The organism is Flavobacterium sp. CF108, from assembly GCF_900129795.1.
Taxonomy (GTDB): Bacteria; Bacteroidota; Bacteroidia; order Flavobacteriales; family Flavobacteriaceae; genus Flavobacterium.
The window spans coordinates 1044265-1066609 of sequence record NZ_FQWW01000001.1; the positions used below are offsets into that span (position 1 = coordinate 1044265).

General features: G+C 33.6%; 22 protein-coding genes. 16 read left to right on the forward strand and 6 right to left on the reverse strand.

All coding sequences use genetic code 11. The features are described 5' to 3' along the window. Positions 1-109: 109 nt before the first annotated feature. From BUE10_RS04660 to guaA, 4 genes are all read right to left on the reverse strand, one after another. Positions 110-511, reverse strand: coding sequence for an OsmC family protein (locus BUE10_RS04660; RefSeq protein WP_053474079.1), 402 nt, complete (start codon positions 509-511; stop codon positions 110-112). Further along, on the reverse strand, positions 511-2628 hold the full coding sequence (locus BUE10_RS04665; protein ID WP_073482728.1) for a PBP1 and LysM peptidoglycan-binding domain-containing protein: 2118 nt from the start codon (positions 2626-2628) through the stop codon (positions 511-513). The genes BUE10_RS04660 and BUE10_RS04665 overlap by 1 nt, the downstream gene beginning before the upstream one ends. A gap of 93 nt (positions 2629-2721) precedes the next feature. Beyond that, positions 2722-4626: a muramidase family protein gene (locus BUE10_RS04670; RefSeq protein WP_073482730.1), complete on the reverse strand. Its 1905-nt coding sequence runs from the start codon at positions 4624-4626 to the stop codon at positions 2722-2724. A 62-nt stretch (positions 4627-4688) separates the two neighbouring features. After that, positions 4689-6218, reverse strand: coding sequence for a glutamine-hydrolyzing GMP synthase (guaA, locus tag BUE10_RS04675; protein WP_071636969.1), 1530 nt, complete (start codon positions 6216-6218; stop codon positions 4689-4691). Between the two features lie 185 nt (positions 6219-6403). Between guaA and BUE10_RS04680 the strand changes: the two genes are divergently transcribed. After that, complete coding sequence (locus BUE10_RS04680; protein ID WP_073482732.1) at positions 6404-6931, forward strand: hypothetical protein; 528 nt, start codon at positions 6404-6406, stop codon at positions 6929-6931. Positions 6932-7004: 73 nt separating this feature from the next. On the opposite strand, the gene BUE10_RS04685 is transcribed toward BUE10_RS04680, so the two are convergent. Continuing rightward, positions 7005-7715 (reverse strand): hypothetical protein, encoded by a 711-nt coding sequence (locus BUE10_RS04685; RefSeq protein ID WP_073482734.1) that lies wholly within the window; start codon positions 7713-7715, stop codon positions 7005-7007. Positions 7716-8020: 305 nt separating this feature from the next. Between BUE10_RS04685 and BUE10_RS04690 the strand changes: the two genes are divergently transcribed. The 15 genes from BUE10_RS04690 (at position 8021) to BUE10_RS04760 (ending at position 21439) form a co-directional block, all read left to right on the forward strand. Next, a complete protein-coding gene (locus tag BUE10_RS04690) occupies positions 8021-8938 on the forward strand; it encodes a DnaJ C-terminal domain-containing protein (RefSeq protein WP_073482735.1) in 918 nt (305 codons plus the stop codon). After that, positions 8931-9236, forward strand: coding sequence for a chaperone modulator CbpM (locus BUE10_RS04695; protein ID WP_083597952.1), 306 nt, complete (start codon positions 8931-8933; stop codon positions 9234-9236). The genes BUE10_RS04690 and BUE10_RS04695 overlap by 8 nt, the downstream gene beginning before the upstream one ends. Before the next feature lie 161 nt (positions 9237-9397). Next, positions 9398-9781, forward strand: coding sequence for a RidA family protein (locus BUE10_RS04700; protein WP_053474087.1), 384 nt, complete (start codon positions 9398-9400; stop codon positions 9779-9781). Between the two features lie 162 nt (positions 9782-9943). Beyond that, the gene (locus BUE10_RS04705) at positions 9944-11200 is read left to right on the forward strand and encodes a chloride channel protein (RefSeq protein WP_073483056.1); all 1257 of its coding nucleotides are present in this window, start codon (positions 9944-9946) and stop codon (positions 11198-11200) included. Positions 11201-11574: 374 nt separating this feature from the next. Further along, positions 11575-12579: a DHH family phosphoesterase gene (locus tag BUE10_RS04710; protein WP_073482737.1), complete on the forward strand. Its 1005-nt coding sequence runs from the start codon at positions 11575-11577 to the stop codon at positions 12577-12579. 7 nt (positions 12580-12586) lie between these two features. After that, on the forward strand, positions 12587-13249 hold the full coding sequence (gldI, locus tag BUE10_RS04715) for a gliding motility-associated peptidyl-prolyl isomerase GldI (RefSeq protein WP_073482738.1): 663 nt from the start codon (positions 12587-12589) through the stop codon (positions 13247-13249). Positions 13250-13265: 16 nt separating this feature from the next. Continuing rightward, positions 13266-14339: a peptidylprolyl isomerase gene (locus BUE10_RS04720; RefSeq protein WP_073482740.1), complete on the forward strand. Its 1074-nt coding sequence runs from the start codon at positions 13266-13268 to the stop codon at positions 14337-14339. A gap of 57 nt (positions 14340-14396) precedes the next feature. Continuing rightward, entirely contained in the window at positions 14397-15554 is a 1158-nt protein-coding gene (locus BUE10_RS04725; protein ID WP_073482742.1) for a peptidylprolyl isomerase, read from the forward strand. Positions 15555-15765: 211 nt separating this feature from the next. Further along, positions 15766-16662 (forward strand): EamA family transporter, encoded by an 897-nt coding sequence (locus BUE10_RS04730; RefSeq protein WP_073482744.1) that lies wholly within the window; start codon positions 15766-15768, stop codon positions 16660-16662. 87 nt (positions 16663-16749) lie between these two features. Further along, positions 16750-17106 carry a DoxX family protein gene (locus BUE10_RS04735; RefSeq protein ID WP_073482747.1) on the forward strand — a complete coding sequence of 119 codons (357 nt, stop codon included), beginning with the start codon at positions 16750-16752 and terminating at the stop codon, positions 17104-17106. A 33-nt stretch (positions 17107-17139) separates the two neighbouring features. Next, complete coding sequence (aqpZ, locus tag BUE10_RS04740; RefSeq protein ID WP_073482750.1) at positions 17140-17847, forward strand: aquaporin Z; 708 nt, start codon at positions 17140-17142, stop codon at positions 17845-17847. A 31-nt stretch (positions 17848-17878) separates the two neighbouring features. Continuing rightward, entirely contained in the window at positions 17879-18121 is a 243-nt protein-coding gene (locus BUE10_RS04745; RefSeq protein ID WP_073482753.1) for a GlsB/YeaQ/YmgE family stress response membrane protein, read from the forward strand. Positions 18122-18241: 120 nt separating this feature from the next. Further along, positions 18242-19078 (forward strand): sterol desaturase family protein, encoded by an 837-nt coding sequence (locus BUE10_RS04750; protein WP_073482755.1) that lies wholly within the window; start codon positions 18242-18244, stop codon positions 19076-19078. Positions 19079-19191: 113 nt separating this feature from the next. Next, on the forward strand, positions 19192-19470 hold the full coding sequence (locus tag BUE10_RS04755; RefSeq protein WP_053474100.1) for a DUF2805 domain-containing protein: 279 nt from the start codon (positions 19192-19194) through the stop codon (positions 19468-19470). Between the two features lie 112 nt (positions 19471-19582). Further along, positions 19583-21439: a M61 family metallopeptidase gene (locus BUE10_RS04760; RefSeq protein ID WP_073482757.1), complete on the forward strand. Its 1857-nt coding sequence runs from the start codon at positions 19583-19585 to the stop codon at positions 21437-21439. Positions 21440-21652: 213 nt separating this feature from the next. Here BUE10_RS04760 and BUE10_RS04765 read toward each other — a convergent pair whose 3' ends face one another. Beyond that, positions 21653-22096 (reverse strand): hypothetical protein, encoded by a 444-nt coding sequence (locus BUE10_RS04765; protein ID WP_073482759.1) that lies wholly within the window; start codon positions 22094-22096, stop codon positions 21653-21655. Between the last annotated feature and the right edge of the window lie 249 nt (positions 22097-22345).

Genomic DNA, 22345 nt, shown 5'->3' on the forward strand with positions numbered 1-22345 from the left:
CTTAAGAACCAAAATTTGATATGAATATTTTGTTAATTTTTTCAATTATGAGAATTGCATAAAAAAAGCCGTCAATATTGATGGCTTTTAGAATATATCGTAAAAAAAATTATTTCCAATTAAAGGTTACATTTTTTTCAATTTCGGAACTTAGGCTTAAAAACACCGGACAAGTCATTGCAGCACGTTCTAAAATGATTTTGCTTTTTTCATCGGCGTTGCTTTTTAGTTCAAAAACAACTTCAATTGCACCAATTCTTCTTGGTTCTGCATTCATAATTTTAGTTACTTCAGCAGTTGAACCGGCTAAATCTACGTTTAAATCACGGGCTTTAATGCCCATAATAGTAAACATGCAGCTTGCTAAAGCATTAGCAACTGTATCTGTTGGAGAAAAAGCTTCGCCTTTTCCGTTATTATCCAGCGGTGCATCAGAAATGATTTCACTTCCAGATTGTATATGTATTGAACTTGTTCTTAAATCGCCTAAGTAGGTTACTTTTGATGTCATTAATTTGCTTCTTTTAAAGTTAAGTCTGAATCGTAATATAATATGTAGACACCTTTATTTGCGTGTCCGCCATCTTCTTTTTTATAAAATTGAAATTTATTATCCACTTGCTGTGTCGTCATTAAATCTGCCGTTTCCTGATACGTTTTTCCCTGAACCAAACGCATCATGGTATCAAAAGTTACATCAAAACCTCTAGTTGCATACGTATTAGGATAAACTTTATTTTTCAATTTATATTCTTTTTTAAAGATCGAAACTGCCTGATCATCGCTGTCACGAGTTACAGACGGATACATTAATTTCAATTTTACCAAGTTATCAAAACTAATTTCATCTGTATCAAGCGTGCTGTTTTGTTCTAAAATTACCAATTGAACCTGACATGTTTTTTGGGCATCGGTCAACGCTTTAATTACACTTTTGATCATTGCGGTATTCCCCGTTTCCATAACCACATAATTCATACGGGTTGGCAGTAATAAACTTTTTAAATTAGCAACATCCAAGCCGCCAGTTTCTGTTAAAGCAGCAAAAACAACTCCTTTTTGATTTTGTTTGATATAACTAATAACCGATTCTTTTTTCTTATCTACAACAGCTACAATGTTTCCGTTTTTAGCTCTCATATAATCGAAAATTGCATTTCGAACCATATCGTTTGAAGGGATTGTCTGGTACAAATTATCGATAGGATTTGCCACATCTTTTGATAATGGCGAAATAACAGGAACATTATATAAACGTAATGAATTTGCTGTAGACTCTGCATTGTTTTGATAAAACGGCCCAACAACTGCATCTGCTTCCTGTAATTTATTTTGTGCAATTAAACTCGAAATGTTTGATGTTGTTTTTGTTTCCTGCGAATCATAAATAGCAACATCAATTGGCAGTTTCAATGTTCTTGCCGAATCTATCGCCATCATTGCTCCTGAATAAAAATCCAGCGTCATGTTTAAAAATTTATCTGTTTTTAAACGTGCTGCCGTTCCGGTTGTATCGCTTTGCAATTTAGCCAAGTTAAACGGAAGTAATAAAACTACTTTCTTGCGTTCGTTTTGACCTCTTTTTTTAGTTAGTTCAACAATTTCAGGATCTGCCGAAACGGTTTCAGATTTTACTTTATCTACAATTTTAATTCCGCCTCCGGTGCTTTCAACTGGTTTTTCGATCGCTTTTTCAACTGGTTTTTCTACAGAAGTTTGTACAGGTTTTTCAGCTGGCTGTGATTGTGCCACAATTGGGGCCGGAGCTACATATCCCGCAGGAACTTTTAAAACCATTCCTTCTTTTACTCCTTCTGAAAGTGATGGATTTAAGGCCGTTAATTCTTCTTGGGTCAAATGAAAAACTCTTCCTAAACTATAAAATGTTTCTTTTGGTTTTACCTGATATTCCATATAAGAAACTGCTTTTTTAGATTCTGCAGGTTTCTTCGTTTCTTCAGGTTTTGCAGCTGTAGTAACAGGTGCTGCAGTTTCCGTTTTTGGTGCAGTTCCTTTTATTGTCAAGCGATATCCAACTGGTAAACTTGTTACAATTTCAGGATTTTTCTTTTCTAATTCTTCAATTGAAATTCCGTATTGTTTGGCGATTCCAAATTTAGTTTCTTTTGGAGCTACATCATGGTAAACATATTTTTCAGCTCCTTTTTGTTTTTTGTCCGAAGTTGCTGCAGCTTTTGGTGCAGCACCTTTTCCAGGAATTGTCAATGTCTGTCCCGGCTGTAAACCGTCAGTAACCAAAAAAGGATTTGCCGCTTTTAAAGCTTCATCGCTAATACCGTATTTTTTTTCAAGACCAAATAGTGTTTCTTTTGGCTGTACTTCGTGAGTTGTTGCTTTAGAGCTAGCAGTTGATTTTACCGCAGCTGTTTCTTTTTTGTCCGTATTTTTATTTGATGCTGCCGGAATCAGCAAAACCGTATTTGGTTTCACGCCATTACGCGCATCCGGATTTAGTTCGTAAATATCAAAAGGTGTAACCTTAAATTTTTGAGCAATTTGGTTAACCGTTTCTCCACTTGACACTGTATATTTCACGGCTTTTCCTTGCGAAAAAGCAGAACAGGTTACAAAAAAAACAAGTAAAAATAATGTTGAATAATATTTCATAATAAAGGCTAAAACAATTTAATTTTTAATTCAAAAACAAGATACTAATTTCTCGTATACAAGATTCACGCCAGTTGTCAATTCTTCTTAAAATTATCGAAGATCGATTTCTAACTTAGCAATAATAACGTTCTTATATAACTCATTTTCCTCTTTTTTCTTGCATTGATACAGAAGTTCTTCCATATTTTGGAACTTATCTGAATAAACATAATAAGAAAGGCTGTTTATATTAAAGAAAAAACTAGCGTTAAAATCGCCCGAATCAATAAGTTGCATAATTAGCTTATCTCGCTGCGGCGCGTCTGTAAATATACCCAAAACTAAGTAATAGCCGTTTGAAACTTCTTTAAGATTATCATAAACTTCAATCTTTATATTTTTTTCATTTTTAAACGGATTTTCTTTTAGTTCGCGTTTCATTTCTTCCAGCGAAACTGCTTTTGAAGTTTCTGCAGAACCTGATTTTTTAATCGCTTCATCCTGATATTTTTTCAGTTTAACCAAAGCCAATTTGTCATCAAATTTTCTGGCTTCCATACTATAATAAGAGGCTTTACTGATATGTCGCTTTACCTCGATTTGTTTTTGAGTATCCAGCGAGTCAATTTTAGAAATTAATTGTTGATTTTTGGCATCGCCCTGCTCCTGTTCGATTTTATAACGTTTAATTTCTTCTAAAGAAAGTCTTTGCTGAATCGAAGTAACATTTTTATTTTTTTCGCTTTCGCGGATTTTCTTCTTGTATTCCTGATTTTCTTCAACGGCAATTTTCTCCACTTTATTCATTAAACCGGCATACGCTTTTCGGTTTTCAGCCAGTTCTTTTTTTAATTGAGAAGATAATTCGCTTGTTTTTCCAATGCTTTCGTATGATTGTTTTTCCAGACGTTTTGATTCATCAACATTTAAAACATCCATTCGTTTTAATTCGACCAAATCATTGTTCATCGTATTTACTAACGAATCTAATTTTGCCATTAAAATATCCTGAACATTTTTATTGGCTTCTAAAACCAAACGCAGTTTTTCAACTGAATTTTCTTTTGAACCATTCATATCATTCAAATTAACTTTTAGATCGTTAATTTTTATAATCTTCTGATTCATTTCTTTTTGAATAACCAATCTGTCTTTTAAATCATCAATTTCAACCGTTTTGGCTTTCGTTTTTTCGACTACAACTTGTTTTTCGGCAAGAGCCAGCATTAATTCTTCACTTTCATTTGCTGGTTTTATTTCCTTTGTATTGATAGCTAATTTATTACCAACAATTAATCCGTTTATGATTTCCGGATTTTGAGATTCCAGCTGATCGATTGTAATTCCGTATTTTTTAGAAATCGAAAATTTAGTTTCTTTTGGTTCAACCACATGAAAAACAGTTTCCTGATTGATCACGCGAACTTTTCCGTCTAATGTTTTTCGTTTGTTGGGAATGGCAATTGTCTGCCCAATCTGCAGTCCGTTTTGTAATAATTCTTTATTAAGATTTTCTAAATCCTGAACCGAGACATTATATTGTCTGGCAATGCTGAATAAAGATTCCTTTGCCACAACAAGATGTGTTGTTTTTGCAGCAGCTATAATTTCTGTTTTTGGAAGATTTGAAGCACTTTGCGGAATAACTAATTCCTGCCCAACCTGAAGTCCGCTTGCAAGAATTGGATTTGCATTTTGAATAGCTTCTACAGAAACATTGTATTTTTTAGATAAACCGTACAGCGTTTCTTTTTCGCCAACAACGTGAGTAATTTGCTGTTCTTGATTTATTTTTTGTGGAGAATGAACGGGAATCTTAATAATTTGGTTGTCTTTGATTCCGTTTTGCGATTCGGGGTTGAGTTTGTAAATCTCGTCTACAGAAACCTTATACTTTTGGGCAATGAAATAAGCAGTTTCCCCTTTTTGAATCTTGTGCTCAATAATTGAATCTTGCGCAGCTATTTTGTTAAAAGACAAAATAAACACAAGAGAAATCGTTAAAAGTTCTCTCATAAATAGTAGGTTATAAAAAATTAAGGCCTTACAAATGTAAGACCTTAATTTTAAAAACAATACTATTCCCACTCAATTGTTGCAGGTGGTTTTGAACTTATATCGTAAACTACACGATTCACGCCTTTTACCTTGTTGATAATGTCGTTTGACACTTTCATCAAGAAATCGTAAGGTAAATGAACCCAGTCAGCCGTCATACCGTCTGTTGATTCTACTGCTCTAAGTGCCACTACTTTTTCGTAAGTACGCTCATCGCCCATAACTCCAACACTGTTTACCGGAAGCAAAATTGCTCCAGCCTGCCAAACTTTGTCGTATAATCCCCAAGATTTTAATCCTTCAATAAAAACAGAATCAACATCTTGTAAAATTTGTACTTTCTCCGGAGTAATATCTCCTAAAATTCTAATTGATAATCCTGGTCCAGGGAAAGGGTGTCTTCCTAATAATTCAGGATCTATTCCTAATGTAGCTCCAACTCGTCGCACTTCATCTTTAAAAAGCATTCTTAGCGGTTCTACAATTTTTAATTTCATATAATCTGGCAATCCACCTACGTTGTGATGCGATTTAATAGTTGCAGATGGGCCTTTTACCGAAACAGATTCGATTACGTCTGGGTAAATTGTTCCTTGCGCCAACCATTTTACGTCTTCAATTAAATGTGATTCATCATCAAAAACTTCGATAAATACACGTCCAATCGTTTTACGTTTGGTTTCAGGATCGCTGATTCCGGCAAGTTCAGAAAGAAAACGGTCTCCGGCATCAACACCTTTTACGTTCAATCCCATTCCTTTGTATTGATCTAATACGTTTTGGAATTCGTTTTTACGAAGTAATCCGTTGTTTACGAAAATACAGTAAAGGTTTTTACCAATTGCCTGGTTTAATAAAACCGCTGCTACAGTAGAATCTACTCCGCCTGATAATCCTAAAACTACTTTATCGTTACCTAATTTCTCTTTTAATTCTCCCACCATTTCTTCTACGAAAGCGTTTGGTGTAAAGTTTTGAGGAACTTCGGCAATTTTAACTAAAAAGTTTTCCAGCATTTTTGATCCATCTGTAGAATGGAAAACTTCCGGATGATATTGAATTCCGTACGTTGTTTCGCCTTCAATTTTATAAGCGGCAAATTCTACGTCGTGTGTGCTTGCTAATTTTACAGCATTTGTAGGAAGCGCTTTGATACTATCGCTATGGCTCATCCAAACCTGACTGTTTTCTGAAACTCCTTCAAAAAAAACTTCATTATCTTTTATATAAGATAAATTCGCCCTGCCGTATTCTCTAGTATTAGAAGCTGCAACTTCACCTCCACTAAAATGAGCTAAATATTGCGCTCCGTAACAAACGGCAAGCATTGGAAGTTTACCTCTAATTTGAGATAAATCAGGATGCGGGGCATCTTCTGCGCGAACAGAAAATGGGCTTCCGCCTAAAATTACTGCTTTGTAAGCTGATAAATCACTAGGAAAGTGATTGTAAGGAAAAATTTCGCAGAATATATTTAATTCGCGAACTCTACGCGCAATAAGCTGTGTATATTGCGATCCGAAATCTAAAATAAGTACGTTGTGTTGCATGCGCAAAAATACTTTTTATATTCGAAATTGAAAAATCAGAACTGTGAAAAAAAATATTTTTTTTCACAGTTCTGATTTTAGGCTCAAAGTTGAAAAGGTACAAAGGTTCAGAGGTTTTAAAATTGAAGATTTTTTTTTACTTTGCACCTTTATTCCTCTAAGCCTTTGAAACTAAAAAAACATTTATGAAATCAAAATTAATCGCCCTTACCTTTTTATTATCGTTATTTTTAACTTCTTGCAATGCTGTAGATGATTTATTGAGTTTCAATATTTCAAACGAAACTTCAATTAAAATTAAAAGCACATCGCCAATTAATCTGCCAACAGAAATAGTCACACCGGATGTTACAACCAATTCTTCGGCTGAATTTGAAAACAATAAGACTAAAGCAAGTTTAGTAAAAGATGTAAAAATCAGATCACTCAAACTTTCTATTTCTGATCCTTCAGACAAAACTTTTACATTTTTAAAATCAATACACTTATATATTTCAACAACAGACTCTGATGAAATAGAATTGGCGTATCAAGACAATATCAATTCGTCAAGCAATACGATTGTTTTAATTTGTACCGATAAAAAACTGGATCAATATATTAAAGCAGACAGTTATAAAATTAGAACACAGGTTACAATTAAAGAAACGCTTACGAAAGATATAACGGTTAAAGCAGATATGACGTTTAAGATTACTGCGGATCCGTTTTAATTTATAGGAGCAAAGGCTCAAAGGTAAACGAAGTATAAAAACTTTGCTCCTTTGAACCTTTGCATCTAAAAATTTACTCTTTCGTAACAATAATCGTTGCCCTAAATCCTGCTGCAAGATTGTTCCAATAATCATTTGTAACTAATTGGCCTTTGTCGTCGTAAACCCGGATTTCGGCTGTATTTCCGCCCAAAGAACCTATATTTAGGGCTTCAAAATCTAATTTATTAAAACCTTGGGTCAGATTTATTTTTACATCTTTATAGCCAGAATCTAAAAGGATTTGGTCTTTAATTATGATATCATTTGATGAAACTCTTACCAAATCGCCGTCGATTGCACCAAAATCACGGAATTTAACAATAAAGTATTCTGATTTGGTTTTGAAATCTCCAAGAGAAATATTTTGTTTTACCAATGTACCACGGCCTTCTAGTAATCCCGCATCTTTTAAAGCTTTATTTAAATCTTTTTCCATTTTTGCCACATATTGATCGCCTGGATTAGCAAAATCATTTTCTGTAGACATGGTAAATTTACTTTTCTCCACTCCAACCTGAAGCTGAGATTTAGGAGTTATACTTGTATTATCAAAAACATTTGGCGTTTTAATACTTGGTATATCTGTAGTTTCTGCTTGTGGATCTTTGACTTGCGGAATTGGTGTTTTTTTCTTTGTGCTAAACTTAGGTGCCGGAATTGGCTTGAATTTGGTTCCAAATTCAGTTTGGGCTGAAACAGTTACAGCAGTAAAAAACAGTATAAAAAATAAGATATGCTTCATTGAAAAGTGGTTATCGAATTGGCTTTATATTTTTTTATTAGCACTCAAGTATAGCATCGCAAAAATAGCATAAATAAGTTTGGTGCGACAACTTTAAGACTATTATAACAATATATTAGGCTAATTTTTGGAATCAAAAAACCTGCCAAAAATTCTAAAATAAAATCTCAATTACAAAATTCCAAATTCCAAACGGATCTTGGTTATGCGTTAATTTTTTCTTTAAAGCTACACATCACTTTGATAGTTAACAACTTATTCTTAACTTCAATATCTCAATTTATTTTATCTTAAAATTCAAAAAGATGGATTATATCGACTATTATAAAACCTTAGATGTTACAAAATCGGCAACTGAAGCCGAGATTAAAAAAGCATATCGAAAACTGGCCAGAAAATATCATCCAGATTTGAATCCGAATGATAAAGAAGCAGAGAAAAAATTCAAAGAAATCAACGAAGCAAACGAAGTTTTAAGCAATCCCGAAAATCGTAAAAAATACGATAAATACGGAAAAGACTGGAAACATGCCGATGAATTTGAAAAAGCCGGTTATGATCCAAACCAGCAGCAATATTCCAGACAACAACAAAGCAATCAGGATTTTTCTGGTTTTGGCGGAGGTGATTTTTCGCAAAGTGATTTCTCAGATTTTTTTAATTCTATGTACGGTTCAGGGCGAAGCAGCCGAGGTCAGTCTAAATATAGAGGACAGGATTTTAATGCAGAACTGCAATTAGATTTGGCTTCTGCTTATACCACACACAAACAAAGTTTGACCGTAAATGGTAAAAATATCCGAATTACAATTCCGGCCGGAGTTGAAAACGGTCAGGTTATCAAAATTCCCGGACATGGCGGCGCTGGTGTAAACGGCGGGCCAAATGGTGATTTGTACATTACCTTTATTATTGAAAACAATTCTGATTTTAAAAGAGAAGGAAACAATTTATATTCTAATGTTGATCTGGATCTGTATACCGCAATTTTAGGCGGAGAAATTAATATCAAAACTTTTGACGGAAAGGTTAAAATTAAAGTTCCTGCCGAAACTCAAACGGGAACAAAAGTCAAATTGAAAGGAAAAGGTTTTCCTGTTTATAAAAAGGAAAATCAATTTGGAGATTTATATGTGACATACAACTTAAAAGTTCCGACCCAGTTATCTGAAAAAGAAAAAGAATTGTTTGCAGAATTATCTAAACTTAGAAATCATGAGTAACAAGAACTTAATCCAAATAAAACAGTTTTGTATTTATCACGAAATTGAAAATACGTTTATTACTGAACTTCATAATTATGGTTTAGTAGAAATTATTGTTGAAGAAAATGATGAATATCTTCAGCCGGAACAGCTGCCTTCTATAGAAAAAATGATTCGTATGCATTATGATTTGAATATTAATTTAGAAGGAATTGATGCCATTTATCATTTACTGAATAAAATTGAGGTTTTACAGCAGCACTTGACAAACACGCAGAACAAACTAAGAATTTATGAAGAAAACCAAGCAGAATAAACCGTAAATCTCTCTTTTAAATATCACAAAAAAGAAAGATTTTCAGCATGATTTCAACTCATAATAATTCTTTTTGCCAGTCATATTTCCTAAATTGCAGCGTATTAATTAACCTGAATTTGTTTTAAAACGAAACGAAACAATTCAAAAAACCTCATAAAATGAAAAGAGAAAATATCTTAACAGGATCGCCGTGGGAAGACAAAATGGGATACTGCCGCGCTGTAAGAATTGGCAATATCGTTGAAGTTTCGGGAACTGTAGCAATTGTTGACGGCGACAAAGTAAAAGCTGACGATGCTTATGCGCAGACCTATAATATAATTGAACGTGTTGAAAAAGTTTTAGAAGACTTAAACGTTGGAATAAAAGACGTTATCAGAACTCGTATTTTCACTACTAATGTTGATACTTTTGAAGAAGTTGCCCGAGCGCATTCTGCCTTTTTTAAAGATGTAAAACCAACTACAGGTTTTTATGAAATCAGTAAATTAGTTGCTCCTGAATATTTAGTTGAAATTGAATTTACAGCTGTTGTACAGTAAATAGTTTTTTGCCACGAATTGCACTAATTTCCACTAATTATTTTTTTTGTTTTGCCACAGATTAAAAGGATTTTAGAGATTTCTTTTTGTTTGTCTCAAATTAAAATATATTAATTCGTGAAAATTCGTGAAATTCGTGGCAGAAAACATCACACACAATTAATGACTTCCCAAACTCCAAAACAAATCCTGTTTTCCATTTCTAAATGGATTATTATTTGTGCTTTAATAGGCATATTTTCGGGATCTGCATCTGCATTTTTTCTTGTTTCTTTAGAATGGGTAACACAATATAGAATTCAGCACGACTGGATTATCTGGCTTTTACCTTTAGGCGGATTTTTAGTTGGTTCGAGTTATTATTATTGGGGAGAATCTGTGGTAAAGGGCAATAATTTATTGCTCGAAGAATACGAAAAACCCAAAAAAGTCATTCCGTTTAAAATGGCTCCTTTGATACTTTTAGGAACTTTATTAACGCATTTATTTGGAGGTTCTGCCGGACGCGAAGGTACCGCCGTACAAATGGGAGGCGCAATTGCCGATCAATTCACCAAGATTTTCAAATTAGATAATACCGAACGCAGGATTTTAATTATTCTGGGAATCAGTGCCGGTTTTGCTTCTGTTTTTGGGACACCTTTGGCAGGTGCTATTTTTGCTTTGGAAGTTTTGTATTTCAGTAAAATTAATTTTAAGAGTATTGTCCTTTCGTTTTTAGTGGCTTATGCCGCTTATTTTACAGTAGAATTTTGGGAAATAAAACATACACATTACAGCATTCCAATTGTTCCTGAACTTAGTTTTAGCACTATATTTTACACCCTATTAGTGGGACTTCTTTCTGGTTTTGCTGCTTTATTATTTTCACGAAGCACACATTTTTGGGGCTCTCTATTTTCGAAAAATATTAAATATCCACCGCTTCGTCCTGTTATTGGCGGGATTATTTTAGCGATTGCCATTGCAGGTTTAGGATTTACCAAATTCTCCGGACTTGGTGTTCCCGTAATTGTCGATTCATTTTCAAACCAGAGTGAATGGTATGATTTTCTCCTTAAAATTTTATTTACCGGATTTACTTTAGGTGCCGGTTTTAAAGGCGGAGAAGTAACACCATTATTCTTTGTTGGTGCAACTTTAGGAAGCGCTTTATCCTTATTTATCCCAATGCCAATTGCACTTTTAGCCGGAATTGGTTTCGTTGCCGTTTTCTCCGGCGCAACCCACACTCCTATCGCCTGCACGATCATGGGATTGGAATTATTTGGTATTCAACCCGGAATTTTTATTGCTATTGGATGCATAATAGCTTATTTTTCATCGGGTTCCGTTGGTATTTATAAATCACAAATTGTAAAAGGCGCAAAGTATAAATTGTACCAAAGGTTTAAGGGAAAAGAATTGGAACATTTGTAAAATAAATTTCAAATTCCATTTTTTAAATTCCAAATTCCAAAAAAATGGATTAAAATCCGTTTCTACAAAATAAACCGTTCCTCCAGAACTATAACATTCCAAAAATAAAAAATCCGCTTAAATCAGCGTTTTCGCGAAAGCGAATCCGTATCATCCGTGTGCCAATTTTACGCACAGAAAAACGAATATCTCCAACAGATTAAAATCCGTTTCTACAAAATAAACCGTTCCTCAGGAACTATAAACATTCCAAAAATAAAAAATCCGTTTAAATCAGCGCTTTCGCGAAAGCGAATCCGTATCATCCGTGTGCCAACTTCAAAGACTAAAAAATATTTTCAGCATTACATTAAAAAAATGTAAATTCGCACACTATGAAAATACAAGATATTCAGGCAATTCAATTATTGCTTGCTGCTCCAAAGAAAATTGTAATAATTCCTCACAGAGGACCAGATGGCGACGCCATGGGTTCTACTCTAGCTTTATACCATTTTTTATTAAAAAACAATCACCAGCCAACGGTGATTGCCCCTAATGATTTTCCTGATTTTTTGGCCTGGCTTCCGGGTTCAGAAACAGTAAAAATCTTTGAAAAAGATACTGAAAACTGTACCAAAATATTAGAAGAAGCCGAGTTGATTTTTACACTCGACTTTAATGCATTTCATCGCACAGGCGAAATGGAACATACTTTAGCAAAGCTGACCGCTCCGTTTATTATGATCGACCATCATGAAAAACCGCACGATTATGCCGCTTATATGTATTCTGATACTTCATACGGATCAACTTGTGAGATGGTTTACAACTTTATCACCTTTTTAAACAAAAAAGAAGATATTGACAAAACCATTGCAACTTGTATTTATACCGGAATTTTAACTGATTCTGGTTCATTCCGCTTTCCGGGAACTACAGGAAACACACACCGAATTATTGCAGAATTAATTGATTTAGGAGTTGAAAACACTCAAATTCCGGTTTTACTATACGATAACAGTTCGTACAGCCGTTTGCAATTATTAGGACGTGCGCTGCAAAATATGAAAGTTTTTGAAGAACATAAAACTTCTTATACCACTCTTACTCAGGAAGAACTAGATTCTTTTCATTATGTAAAAGGCGATACAGAAGGAATTGTTAATTACGGATTAAGTATTAAAGGAATTGTTTTTACGGCTATCTTTATCGAAAATAGAGACGAAAAAATAATCAAAATCTCTTTCCGTTCACAAGGAGGATTTGATGTAAACCAGTTTGCAAGAGATCACTTTAACGGCGGAGGCCACGTAAACGCTGCCGGAGGAAGATCTGATGTAACAATGGAAGAAACCGTTAAAAAGTTTGAAGATTTAGTAACTAAACTAAAATTATAAAACCAATATGAACTACTTAAAACTTAGCATTTACTCCCTGCTTTTTGCAGTTGTATTGGCAGGCTGTAAGCACCATGAAGAAGCTCGAAGACCAATTTCGAGAGCTTCGGGTACTTTTATGAAAAAATCGGCTGATAGAAATAAAAAGTTAGTGGCAAGCGAAGAGGAAGTCATTAAGAAAATCATCAAAAGCAATCCGAAAGTAAAATATTACGCTACTAAAAAAGGATATTGGTTTTCTTATGATGAAAAAAGTGCTGCCGAAACGGCAACTCCAAAAAAAGGAGATATTGCTTACTTCAATTTAGAAGTTAAAAATATCGACGGTACGCTTATTTATTCAGAATCTGATCTTGGTCCACAGACTTATTATGTAGACAAACAAGATATTATGATGGGATTACGCGATGGAATCAAATACATGAAAAAAGGAGAAACGGTTACTTTCCTGTTTCCATCTCATATAGCATACGGATACCACGGAGACAACAAAAAAATTGGCCCTAATGAATCCTTAATTTGTACTGTTACACTTCGTAATTTCGTTCCAGATCCGGCACAAACTACTGCTGCTCCTGCTGCGGGTACAGGTGTCACATCAGTAAAAACTCCAAAACCTGCAGCTGTAAAACCAGCCGCAACAACTAAAAAAGATACAATAAACCCATAAAAAAACATTTTAAGAAATGAAAAAAAGTATTTTATTATTACTATTAGCCGTAAGCTCATTGTATTCATGTAAAGATGACCACAGTAATTTACCAGATGGTTTATATGCTGATATCGAAACGAATAAAGGACACATCATTGTTGAATTAGATTACAAAAAAGCGCCAATAACTGTTGCAAACTTTGTAACCTTAGCAGAAGGTAAAAACGAATTTGTTACGGATGAAAAATTAAAAAGCAAACCATTTTTTGACGGTTTAAAATTCCACAGAGTTATTGAAGATTTCATGATTCAGTCTGGAGACCCGCTAGGAACAGGTTCTGGAGATACAGGATATAAATTTAAAGATGAATTCTCAGATTTAAAATTTGACAAAGCTGGTGTTTTAGCAATGGCAAACAACGGGCCTGGAACAAACAGCAGCCAGTTTTTCATTACTCATGTTGAAACGCCTTGGTTAGACAATAAACATACGATTTTTGGACACGTTGTTGAAAAAGGACAAGAAGTAGTAAATAAAGTAGTTCAGGGAGATAATATTGTTGCTGTAACTATTATCAGAAATGGTGAAGCAGCTAAAAAGTTTGATGCAGTAAAAGTATTCCACGATTATTTTGCTGATATCGCTAAAGAACAAAGCAAATACGCTGGAGCTCAAAAAGAAAAAGTAGATTTCTACGCTTCTATAAGACCAAAAGCAACTAAAACTTCAACTGGTTTAGAATATGTTATTACTGAAAAAGGTTCAGGGAAAAAACCTGCAATAGGAACTCAGGTTTACATTCACTACGCTGGTTTCCTTGAAAACGGAACTTTATTTGATTCAAGCATCGAAGAAGTTAATAAAACTTTCGGAAAATTTGACGCTGCAAGAGCAGAACAACACGGTTATCAGCCAATTCCTTTCCAAGCAGGAAAAAAAGACGGTTTAATTCCTGGATTTATTGAAGGAATCGAAAAACTTTCTTTTGGTGATAAAGCGGTTCTTTTTATTCCATCTCATTTAGCTTATGGAGCAACTGGAGCTGGAGGAGTTATTCCGCCAAATGCAAATATTATTTTTGAAGTTCAATTATTAGAAAAACCATAATTAGTTTTATAATTAAATTCTTATAATTAGTTTTACAGACTTAAATTGAAAAACACAATGAAATTTAAATTTCTATTTTTATTCTGTCTGGCTGTATTAAACATTCAGGCGCAAGCAAAAAAAACTACTACGAAAGCAAAACCAAAAACGGCTAAAACAGCTGTTGCGGCAAATCCAGCTGAAGGTATTTTTGCTACAATTTCAACAACAAAAGGAGATATTGTTCTTTCATTAGAATATGTAAAAGCTCCCGTTACGGTGGCTAACTTTATTTCTTTGGCAGAAGGGAAAAATCCTTTTGTAAAAGTGGAAAAACTTAAAGGAAAGCCTTTTTATGATGGTTTAAAATTCCACAGAGTTATTGCAGATTTCATGATTCAGGGTGGTGATCCGGACGGAAATGGTTCTGGTGGCCCTGGATATTCTTTTAAAGATGAATTTGTCAGCGATTTAAAATTTGAAAAAGGCGGTGTTTTAGCAATGGCTAATTCAGGTCCTGCAACAAACGGAAGCCAGTTTTTTATCACACATAAAGATACACCTTGGTTAAACGGAAAACATACTATTTTTGGTCATGTAGTTTCTGGAATGGACGTTGTAAATAAAATTGCTCAGAATGATGTGATGACAAAAATTACAATTACACGCAAAGGTGCTGCAGCTAAAAAATTTGATGCCGTAAAAGTTTTTAGTGATAATGAAAAAAACCAAGAAGCTAATAAAGCTGAAGAGGCTAAAAAACTAGAAATCTTAAAAGCACAATCTCAAAAGGTTGCTGCAGAAAAAGCAGCTTATTTTACAGCTACAAAAGCTAAAGCAACTACAACTGCATCTGGTTTAAAATATGTAGTTACTAAAAACGGAACAGGAGTTAAAGGTGCTGAAGGTTCAAATATCTTTTTTCATTATGCCGGATATTTTGAAGACGGAAATCTTTTTGACAGCAGTATAACTGATGTTGCAAAAGCATACGGAAAATATGATGCAAACAGAGACGCTCAAGGCGGATATAAAGCTTTTCCTTTTACTGTTGGTAAAAAAGACGGTATGATTCCTGGTTTTATCGAAGCTCTTGATTTGATGACAGACGGAGAAAAAGCAATTTTCTTCCTTCCTGCAAATTTAGCTTACGGAGCGCAAGGTGCCGGAGGAGTTATTCCACCAAACGCTACTTTGGTTTTTGAAATTGAAACCTATCAAAATCAGCCTAAATAAGATTTTAAATTCTTTTTAAAATATAGTAAAGCCATCAAAATTAAATTTTTGGTGGCTTTTTAATTTCTCAAATTCTGTCAAATCTTTAAAATTGAATTCAATAACACATCCTCAATATACACATTGATAACGTTTGCGCATATTTTCTATTAATTCTTAAACAAAATAACTTACCTTTGCCGGCTTGAATTTTTTAAAATAAACAATCAAAATGTCACAAAATAACGTATTAAAAGGAGTGTTTTTAGTTGCTTTAGGAGCTACAACTTACGGAATGTTAGCCACTTTTGTAAAAATGGCTTATTCTGAAGGATATACAACTGCCGAAGTAACAACCTCTCAATTTGTACTTGGAATTATTGGTATTTTGATCATCAACGCTTTTCAAAAAGTAAAAAACAAAGAAAAAGTAGTAAAAGCTACTTCAAAGAATATATTTCATTTAATGCTTGCCGGAACTTCTTTAGGAATGACAAGTTTATTCTACTATCTGGCCGTTAAGTTTATTCCTGTTTCTATTGGAATAGTTTTATTAATGCAGACCGTTTGGATGGGCGTTTTACTTGAAATGATTTTAGAAAAAAAATTACCTTCTAAACAAAAAGTCTTTGCGGTTTTTATTGTTTTGATTGGAACTGTTTTAGCCACTAATATTATCCACAATGATATTGTGCTTGACTGGCGCGGAATCGTTTGGGGAGTTTTGGCTGCAGCCTCATTTACTACCACAATGTTTACGGCAAACCGTGTTGCAACTGGAATTTCTTCTGCACAGCGTAGTTTATATATGCTTTTGGGCGGAGCCGTAATTGTATTTACTTTCGCATTTTTTACTCAGGTTACACCTTTCAATCTGGCAATTTTCCTGAAATGGGGAATTGTTTTATCATTATTCGGAACAATAATTCCGCCACTTTTAATGAATTTAGGTTTTCCGTTAACCGGAATTGGTTTAGGAAGTATTGTTTCTGCATTAGAACTTCCGGTTTCTGTAATGATGGCTTATGTACTTTTAAATGAAAAAGTGATTCTTACACAATGGATTGGAATTGTTCTTATCATTTTGGCAATCATCATTATGAATGTAAATTTCAAACGCAAAATTTAAGATTTTTTGCATGTTATTAAAAAAAGCTGTCTTGTAATGTAATAAGTGTTAATTTTTTTATAATTTAGTTATAAATAATTAATTATCATGAATTTACCTTGGCATTTATATTTAATGGCGATACTTTATATTCTTGCCGGATTCAATCATTTTCGAAAGCCCGGAATGTACATTAAAATCATTCCTCCATTTTTTAAAAACCCTAAAATACTAAATACTTTAAGCGGAATTGCTGAAGTGGTCTTAGGTGTTTTACTAATGTTTTCTCTTACCACACAATATGCCGCATGGGGAATTATTGCATTGTTGATTGCAATATTTCCTGCGAATTTATATATGTTTCAAAATAAAAAGGCAAGTTTTGGTTTACCAAAATGGATTTTATTTGTACGTTTGCCCTTACAAGTTGTTTTGATGGTTTGGGCATTCCAATATACCCTATAACAATCAAATCTATTAATCTTAAATTATTTTATTATGAAAAAATTGTTTGCAGAGTTTTTCGGAACTTATTGGCTGGTTTTTGGAGGTTGTGGAAGCGCCATTTTTGCTGCTGGTTATCCTGAATTAGGAATCGGGTTTGCAGGTGTTGCTTTAGCATTTGGTTTAACTGTTTTAACAATGGCGTACGCTGTTGGACATATTTCGGGCGGACATTTTAATCCCGCTGTTTCATTTGGTTTATGGGCTGGCGGAAGATTTCCTGCCAAAGATCTTATTCCTTACATTATAGCACAATGTATTGGTGCAATTGCTGCTGCGGGAACATTATATACAATCGCATCAGGAAAAGCAGGATTTATAATCGATAATACTAAAGCCGGAGCCTTTGCTTCAAATGGTTTTGGGGCATTTTCTCCTGACGGATATTCATTAGGATCAGCTTTTATTGCAGAGTTTGTACTGACTTTATTTTTCTTATTGGTAATCTTAGGTGCAACAGATAAATTCGCAAACGGAGGATTTGCCGGTATTGCAATTGGTCTTGGATTAACGTTGATTCATTTAATTAGTATTCCAATTACAAATACATCTGTAAATCCTGCAAGATCATTATCTCAGGCAATTTTTACTGGCGGAGAACCACTTTCGCAGGTTTGGTTATTTTGGGCAGCTCCAATTTTAGGCGCCATTGCAGCCGGATTTATTTATAAAACATTACTGCAAAATCACACAGAAGCATAACTAATCTAATTATAACTTAAAAAAAAATATTATGGAATTTTTATATTTCTTATTAATAGGCGCAATTTCTGGATGGTTAGCCGGTCAATTGTGGAAAGGTGCCGGTTTCGGACTAATTGGTAACATAATTGTTGGAATTATTGGTGGATTTGTTGGCGGCTGGATTGCCGGCAAATTTGGTATTGGCGGCGGCGGGCTTCTTTGGCAGATTATAATTGCTGCCGGAGGTGCATGGATCTTACTATTTATTATTAGTTTGATTAAAAAAGCATAAATTTTTTAACCAATTATAAAATTTAAAGAGAAAATCAGATATATTTATATTTGGTTTTCTCTTTTTCTTTAGACAAAATCGAAAAAAGAAAGCTTCATTTCAACTCAAATCTAATTGGTTATGAACGAAATTATTTCTTATTTCAGCACTATTCCGTCCTCACACCGGAGTCTTATCTTAATTGGCGGGATTACACTTTTTTGGGTAATAGAAAACGCTTTCCCACTGTTTCAAATGCAATATAGAAAATGGCATCATGCGGGAATCAACATTTTTTTTACCATTACTACTATTATTGTCAACTTTATTCTGGCTTTTATTTTAATCAAAACGGCCAGCTGGACAACTGAAAATAATTTCGGGATTTTACAATGGCTTCCTCAAATTCCTATTTGGCTTTATACCATTATAGGTCTTCTTTTATTAGATTTAATTGGCGCTTATTTAGTTCATTTTGTACAACATAAAATAAAGTTTTTATGGCGTTTTCATATCATTCATCATACTGATACCTGGATTGATACCACAACAGCAAACAGACATCATCCGGGCGAGAGTGTAATTCGTTTTGTGTTTACAGCACTTGGCGTATTAATCGTAGGAAGCCCAATGTGGATGGTATTTTTATATCAGTCTTTATCTGTTATATTTTCACAATTTAATCATGCTAATATTTCCCTGCCAAATAAACTGGATTTATTCCTAAGCTACTTTATTGTTTCTCCCAATATGCATAAAGTACATCATCATTATGTACTGCCTTATACAGACAGTAATTATGGTAATATTTTTTCTGTTTGGGACAGGCTTTTTGGCACTTATACCTCTTTGCCAAAAGATCAATTAATTTACGGCGTAGATACTCATATGCTTGCCGAAGAAAACAACCAATTGAAAAATTTATTGCAAATTCCGTTTCAAAAATCAAGATCTGCAAAAAACACTAAAAATCAATAAAAAAAAATATACTTGGGCGTACCAACTAATTATTTTTTTTATTAATATTGATATATAAAATGAAAATCAATCTATTAATCATTAACCCTCTATTTTGAATTAATTTTCACGAGATGAAAAAGAGTAACCGCAAAGAATTGAATTGGGAACAAACGGAAAGACTTGTTTCGTTAGCCTTAGAAGAAAGAAATCCATTTGAAATCATAAAAAAAGAATTTGGATTGGAAGAAAAAGAAGTTCTTGAAATAATGAAGAAGAAAATGCCTCTTGAAAAATTTGAGATGTGGAAAAAGAAGGCTATAGCAAATAAACCTAAACCAAAGCCAATTAAAATTGATGATTTTGACGAAGATTTGGATGGTAAATATTATATTAAAAATAAATTTGACTAAGATTTAAAACTCCTGTAAAAAGCAGGAGTTTTTTTTATTTATAACTTTTTACAATGATTTTGTAACTATTTTGTAATTTTCTAGTCTGATAGGTATAACTAAACATAAACAAATGAAAAAAATACTTTACACTTTAGCTCTTGCAGTAACGCTTTGGGGCTGTAAAACAGGAAGTTCTTCAGTTTCTGAAAAAAATGTCGTAGACGTTAACATTAATCTTGTTGATGTAAAAGACGATAAAGTTTTAGTAACTGTAACGCCTCCGTCAATTAAAACTGATGAAATCATCTACAGTATTCCAAAAACAGTTCCTGGAACTTATTCTACTGATAACTACGGAAAATACTCAGAAGATTTTAAAGCTTTTGATGCTAAAGGAAATGCTTTAAAAGTAACCAGACTTGGTGATAATTCATGGTCGATTACTAATGCTAAAGCGCTTAAAAAAATTACTTATTTAGTTAATGATACTTTTGATACTGAAAAAGGTACCGGATTTGGTAATGATGATGTTTTCTCACCAGCAGGAACAAACATTAAAGCCGGAGAAAATTTCCTGGTAAATACACACGGTTTTGTTGGGTATTTTCAAGATAAATTAGAAATTCCGTACAAAGTTACTATTACACATCCTGAAACACTTTGGGGTGCAACTTCAATGAATGATGAAGATACAAGCAAAACAAGCGATGTTTTTACAACGCCGCGTTACGCTGTTTTAGTTGAAAATCCAATTATGTATTCTAAACCAGATTACACTACTTTCAACGTTAACGGAATGGATATTTTAATTGCTGTTTATTCTCCAACAGGAAAATTTACTGCAGAAAGTATTACTCCTGAAATGAAAACAATGATGACGGCTCAGAAAAACTTTTTAGGTAAAGTAAATGCTAATAAAAAGTATACTGTATTATTGTATTTGTCTAGCATGGCAAAAGATGATGCACACGGATTTGGAGCTCTAGAACACCCAACAGCTACTACAGTTGTACTTCCGGAATCTATGCCAAAAGAAAGATTGGTAGAATCAATGAAAGATGTTGTTTCTCATGAGTTCTTCCACATTGTAACTCCATTGACCATTCACTCAAAAGAAATCCAGTATTTTGACTATAATGCACCATTAATGTCTGAGCACTTATGGATGTATGAAGGTGTAACAGAGTATTTTGCAAATCTTTTCCAAATCAACCAAGGTTTAATTGATGAAGCAGAATTCTACACTAGAATTGCAGATAAAATTGAACAGTCTAAAAAATTAGACGATACAATGTCATTTACTGTAATGAGTAAAAACGTATTAGAACAGCCATATAAAGATCAATACTTAAACGTGTATCAAAAAGGGGCACTGATTGGAATGTGTATCGACATTATCATTAGAGAAAAAAGCAACGGCGAAAGAGGAATTCTTGATTTAATGCACAAATTATCAACTGAATATGGTGTAAACAAACCATTCAATGATAATGAATTATTTGCTAAAATTACACAATTGACTTATCCTGAAGTTGGTGATTTCTTAAATAAATATGTTGCTGGAACAACTCCAATTCCTTATGATTTTTATTTAGCTAAAGTTGGCGTAACTAAAGCAATGGAGAAAAAAACCGGAGCTGTTTTCATAAAAGGACAAACTCCTTATATCAAAATTGATAAACAGACAAAAGAAATCGCAGTTCGTCCTGATGTTGAACCAAATGATTTTTTCAAGAATTTAAACTTAAAAGGCGGCGATATCATTTTAGCAGTAAATAACAAAGCATATTCTTTAGATAACATTTATGAGCTTATTGGTGAAAGTGAAAACTGGAAAGAAAATGATCCAATTACTGTAAAAATAAAACGTGATGGTAAAGAAGAAACTATAAAAGGAACTGTAAAATTACCATTTGAAGAAACTGAAACTTTTAAAGCAACTGATGCTTCAAAAGAGAAACTTAAAAATGCATGGTTAAAAGGATAATTTCTTTTAAACCCATAAAAAAACCGACAAGTGATTGTCGGTTTTTTTGTGATTATTTGTTTCGTTTGTCAGACTGAGCGAAGTCGAAGTCCCGCAAGTCAAATCCTCACTGTTGAGGGCTTCGACTTCGCTCAGCCTGACAATATTGTGCTTAATCTTTACGCTAAACCTTTGTCAAAGTTTAAAACTTTGACAAAGGTTTTAAATGCCTAATTATTTCTTAACCGGAAACTTCCATGCAAACTCATCTTTATCATTGATAATTGCACCAATCTCAAATTTTACAACCTCATCAAATTCAGTTTGAAGAATAAACCAATTGTCTTCGTTGAAATAATTTTCGAAAGTATCAAAAGTTTCCTGAGTGTATTTTGTAATTCCTTTTGCAGCAAAATCTTTCTTTACATCAGCAATTTTTCTTCCGATTATTTTGAATCCAAAAACTTCCAGATCATTGCTTGACGCTACTAAATACCCTAATTTAAGTTCTTCTTCTTCATAAAATGTCAATCTGATTTTGTGTGCATTGTATACAAAAATCACATTATCATCTTCGTCTTTATAGTTTTTATCAGGTTTTCCTAAAGCAGCTGTAACATCATTCTGCTTCATTCCGAAAAGCAGTTTATCAATTCCTGATTTTAAATTTATTTTCATATTTAATTGTCTTTATTTGAAGTGCAAATTTCGTGAAGTTTTTTGTTGTTCCGCCACGAATTCACGAATTTTCTTGAATTTTAATTTTGTTCTCTTGTCTGGCTGAGTGAAGTCGAAGCTCATTTTTGGTTGTTTTTTGCCACGAATTGCACGAATTTTCACGAATTTAATTTTGTTCTTTTGTTCGGCTGAGCGATCCTTTCTGTCAGGCTGAGCGAAGTCGAAGCCCTTTTTCGTTACAAAAGCCCT

Excerpts from the sequence above, each read along its gene's own strand:
- BUE10_RS04685 (WP_073482734.1), bottom strand. The coding sequence starts at position 7,715 with ATGAAGCATATCTTATTTTTTATACTGTTTTTTACTGCTGTAACTGTT.
- BUE10_RS04750 (WP_073482755.1), top strand. The coding sequence starts at position 18,242 with ATGAACGAAATTATTTCTTATTTCAGCACTATTCCGTCCTCACACCGG.
- BUE10_RS04705 (WP_073483056.1), top strand. The coding sequence starts at position 9,944 with ATGACTTCCCAAACTCCAAAACAAATCCTGTTTTCCATTTCTAAATGG.
- BUE10_RS04735 (WP_073482747.1), top strand. The coding sequence starts at position 16,750 with ATGAATTTACCTTGGCATTTATATTTAATGGCGATACTTTATATTCTT.
- BUE10_RS04680 (WP_073482732.1), top strand. The coding sequence starts at position 6,404 with ATGAAATCAAAATTAATCGCCCTTACCTTTTTATTATCGTTATTTTTA.
- aqpZ (WP_073482750.1), top strand. The coding sequence starts at position 17,140 with ATGAAAAAATTGTTTGCAGAGTTTTTCGGAACTTATTGGCTGGTTTTT.
- guaA (WP_071636969.1), bottom strand. The coding sequence starts at position 6,218 with ATGCAACACAACGTACTTATTTTAGATTTCGGATCGCAATATACACAG.
- BUE10_RS04700 (WP_053474087.1), top strand. The coding sequence starts at position 9,398 with ATGAAAAGAGAAAATATCTTAACAGGATCGCCGTGGGAAGACAAAATG.
- BUE10_RS04730 (WP_073482744.1), top strand. The coding sequence starts at position 15,766 with ATGTCACAAAATAACGTATTAAAAGGAGTGTTTTTAGTTGCTTTAGGA.
- BUE10_RS04710 (WP_073482737.1), top strand. The coding sequence starts at position 11,575 with ATGAAAATACAAGATATTCAGGCAATTCAATTATTGCTTGCTGCTCCA.
- BUE10_RS04765 (WP_073482759.1), bottom strand. The coding sequence starts at position 22,096 with ATGAAAATAAATTTAAAATCAGGAATTGATAAACTGCTTTTCGGAATG.
- BUE10_RS04660 (WP_053474079.1), bottom strand. The coding sequence starts at position 511 with ATGACATCAAAAGTAACCTACTTAGGCGATTTAAGAACAAGTTCAATA.
- BUE10_RS04755 (WP_053474100.1), top strand. The coding sequence starts at position 19,192 with ATGAAAAAGAGTAACCGCAAAGAATTGAATTGGGAACAAACGGAAAGA.
- BUE10_RS04720 (WP_073482740.1), top strand. The coding sequence starts at position 13,266 with ATGAAAAAAAGTATTTTATTATTACTATTAGCCGTAAGCTCATTGTAT.
- BUE10_RS04745 (WP_073482753.1), top strand. The coding sequence starts at position 17,879 with ATGGAATTTTTATATTTCTTATTAATAGGCGCAATTTCTGGATGGTTA.
- gldI (WP_073482738.1), top strand. The coding sequence starts at position 12,587 with ATGAACTACTTAAAACTTAGCATTTACTCCCTGCTTTTTGCAGTTGTA.
- BUE10_RS04760 (WP_073482757.1), top strand. The coding sequence starts at position 19,583 with ATGAAAAAAATACTTTACACTTTAGCTCTTGCAGTAACGCTTTGGGGC.
- BUE10_RS04665 (WP_073482728.1), bottom strand. The coding sequence starts at position 2,628 with ATGAAATATTATTCAACATTATTTTTACTTGTTTTTTTTGTAACCTGT.
- BUE10_RS04695 (WP_083597952.1), top strand. The coding sequence starts at position 8,931 with ATGAGTAACAAGAACTTAATCCAAATAAAACAGTTTTGTATTTATCAC.
- BUE10_RS04690 (WP_073482735.1), top strand. The coding sequence starts at position 8,021 with ATGGATTATATCGACTATTATAAAACCTTAGATGTTACAAAATCGGCA.
- BUE10_RS04670 (WP_073482730.1), bottom strand. The coding sequence starts at position 4,626 with ATGAGAGAACTTTTAACGATTTCTCTTGTGTTTATTTTGTCTTTTAAC.
- BUE10_RS04725 (WP_073482742.1), top strand. The coding sequence starts at position 14,397 with ATGAAATTTAAATTTCTATTTTTATTCTGTCTGGCTGTATTAAACATT.